We start from the raw sequence: 2640 nt of genomic DNA, 5'->3' as shown, positions 1-2640 counted from the left end.
TGGCAGATAGCTTTTGTTGGAACTGCTGGTCTGGGTAGTTGGTACTGGGGTTCCGGGAAATTGGTACCGGCCCTTCGCTTGTCCGCTCGGGGCCGGCACCATGTCCTGGTTGGGGTCTATTCCCAGTGGCCCGGTTGCGCTCGGGCCGTATCGTCGCGGAGTCGTCGCATGTCCACGTCGCCGAGGTTGAGTTGGCGTGCATTGTTTGCCAGCCGGTTCACGATCGAGTCCGCGGCCACCCGGTCCGGCAGGGCCTCGACCCAGTAGGCCGGGCCGGATTGGGAAGCGATGAGCGTGGGCAGGCGGTGTTCCCGGTTGGCCAGGACCGCGAAGAGGTCGTTGGCCGCTTCGGGGTCGATGCCCACGGTAAGGAAGTCATCGATGACCAGCAGGTCCACGTCCGAGAGCTCGTTGAGCAGCTTTTGGTGGCCGATGCCGTCACCGCGGGCGATGACCAGCCGGCGGGCGAGGTCGTCCATCCGGGTGTAGGCGACGGTGTGTCCGCTTTGGCAGGCGGCGATCCCGATCGCGCAGGCCAGGTAGGTCTTGCCTCCACCGGTTGGTGAGATGACCAGGAGGTTCGTGGGGTCCTGGCGCCATTGGTGGGCGGCGTAGCGCTTCATCCGCACCGGGGTGATCCCGCGTCCTTCCTGGTAGTTGATCTCGGCGACCGATGCTTGCGGGATCGGGAACCTGGCGGCCCGGATGAGCTTGTCGATCCTGTGGGCCCGGCGCTGGTGGAGGGCGTCGTCCACTGCGGTGAGGAAGATCTGCTCGGGAGTGAGCTCGTCATTGGCCTCGTCGGTGATTAGTTCCTCGAACCGCAAGGCCAGGTGCGCGATGCGCAGGGTCCGGAATTTCTCGTGGTCCTCGCTGGTGAACATCAGCCCTGGCCTCCCTGTCCGTCGCGCCGGTAGTGCTCGGCCGAGCGCACGTGCACCGCCGCCTGGATGCCTGCGCCGGGGTCGGCACCGCCGGCGGGTTTGCGGGTGGCCGCCGCCGGTGTGATTGTTTTGGGTTTTTTAGTGTCGGAGTCGATGGTGGCCATGATCCGTTTGATCGTGCTGTAAGTTCCTGGGCCCTGACCGGTGTCGAGCAGGACCTGGCAGGCGGCCTCCAGGCGGGCCTTGTTCCGCTTGCCCAGGGACTCCAGGATGTTCTGGCAGTCCAGGTACCCTTGGGCCTCCACGGTGTGCCGGTCGATGATCCCGGCGATGACCGCCTCGGTGGCTGGCCCGAAGCCCCGGGCGCGGTCCGTGAACCACCGCTTGGACCACAGCCCGTCGATACCCCGGTGCCGGGTAGGGGCATGCGCGACATCGGTCGAATACTGGCCCTTCCGGCCCAGCCGCCGGACATGCTCGCAGATGACCTGGTCCCCGTCGAAGACGGTCACTGTCGTGGAGGTGACCCGGACCCGCAGCAGCTGCCCGGCGTAGGTGTAGGGCACCGAGTAATGCTGGGAATCGCAGCTGACGTGGTAATTCCGTCCGACCTTGAGCTGCTTCCATTCCACCGAGTCGAACCCGTCGGCCGGCAGCGCCTGGAGCAGGCCGGACTCATCGGCGGTGAACCGTTCCCACCGGGTGCTGCCATCGGCCCGGGGAATCCGCTCGTTGATCTCCACCAGCCGGGCCCCGATCGCCTCGTTCAGGGCCTGCACCGTGGTGAAGACCTCCTCGGCCAGATAGCCGATCACCCGCTTGTTCACCACGTTCACCGCCGACTCGGCCGCAGCCTTATCGCGGGGCCGTTTCGCCCTGGCCGGCACGATCCCCGTCGAATAATGCTCGGCCAGCTGCTGATACCGGGCGTTGAGCACCCGGGCCGACTCGCCCCGCTTCGGCCGGTGAGTCGAGGTCGCCGGATTGTCCGGGACCACCAGCTGCGGGACCCCGCCATAGAACGAGAAAGCCGCCACATGGGCGGCAATCCAGGACGCCGATGTCATGTCCGTATACCCATGGCAGAACACCGCCCCGGAATACGGCAGCACAGCCACGAACAGATAGACCCCGGTCACCTCCCCGGTGACCGCATCCACAACCCCCAGGGTGTCCCCGGCCCAGTCCACCAGCATCGCCCGGCCCGGCTCGTGGTGCAGCGTCGCCACGACATCGGTCACGCGGGCATGCTCGGCGAACAGGGCGCAAAACTGCGAATACCCGTACTTCTTCCCGCCGTTCGCGGCACTCGAGACCAAGTACCTGCTCCAGGCCTGCTGGAGAGTGAAGTGCCGGTTCTCCCGCATCGAAGCCAGCACCCGATCAAAATCCGGGCGTTCGTATAACTCCGTGACCCTCTTACGACCATCCGGAAACAACCGGGCGATCTCCTGCGGGGACATCGCCCCGATCTGCCCTGCGGTAAAACCGTAAGCCGCAATCGTCTTCTTCGCCGCGGCCACGTCACGGCGGGAACACCCCGCCACCGCGACGATCTCGTCATAGCTCCGACCAGCAACAGCCAAGGTCATAATGGCCTTGAAATCGGCCATGCTGCCTCCTCACATAGGAAAAGGCGGCGCCCAGTGCACCGCCTCACCCACAGCGCAGCACCCACAAACCACGACAGTACCAACTCACCGGAACAGCAATACCAACAACCCGGAACACGAGTACCAACTCACGCTATCTGCCA

The 2640-nt window shown here is 65.5% G+C and carries 2 protein-coding genes; both read right to left on the bottom strand.

Going from position 1 to position 2640, the window contains the following annotated elements; all coding sequences use genetic code 11:
• Positions 1 to 116: 116 nt before the first annotated feature.
• A complete protein-coding gene (locus PV772_RS22830; protein ID WP_236821492.1) occupies positions 117 to 884 on the bottom strand; it encodes an ATP-binding protein in 768 nt (255 codons plus the stop codon).
• Positions 884 to 2497, bottom strand: a complete 1614-nt coding sequence (istA, locus tag PV772_RS22825; protein WP_236821493.1) for an IS21 family transposase — start codon at positions 2495 to 2497, stop codon at positions 884 to 886. The genes PV772_RS22830 and istA overlap by 1 nt, the downstream gene beginning before the upstream one ends.
• Positions 2498 to 2640: the final 143 nt, after the last annotated feature.

Source organism: Pseudarthrobacter sp. CC12 (assembly GCF_039907755.1).
GTDB classification, from domain to species: domain Bacteria; phylum Actinomycetota; class Actinomycetes; order Actinomycetales; family Micrococcaceae; genus Arthrobacter; species Arthrobacter niigatensis.
Note: the sequence above shows the minus strand (reverse complement) of the source record. Positions and strands in the feature narration are given on the sequence as shown.

What these genes read in the sequence shown, in the direction of transcription:
- PV772_RS22830 (WP_236821492.1), bottom strand. Translation starts at nt 884, where the DNA reads ATGTTCACCAGCGAGGACCACGAGAAATTCCGGACCCTGCGCATCGCG.
- istA (WP_236821493.1), bottom strand. Translation starts at nt 2,497, where the DNA reads ATGGCCGATTTCAAGGCCATTATGACCTTGGCTGTTGCTGGTCGGAGC.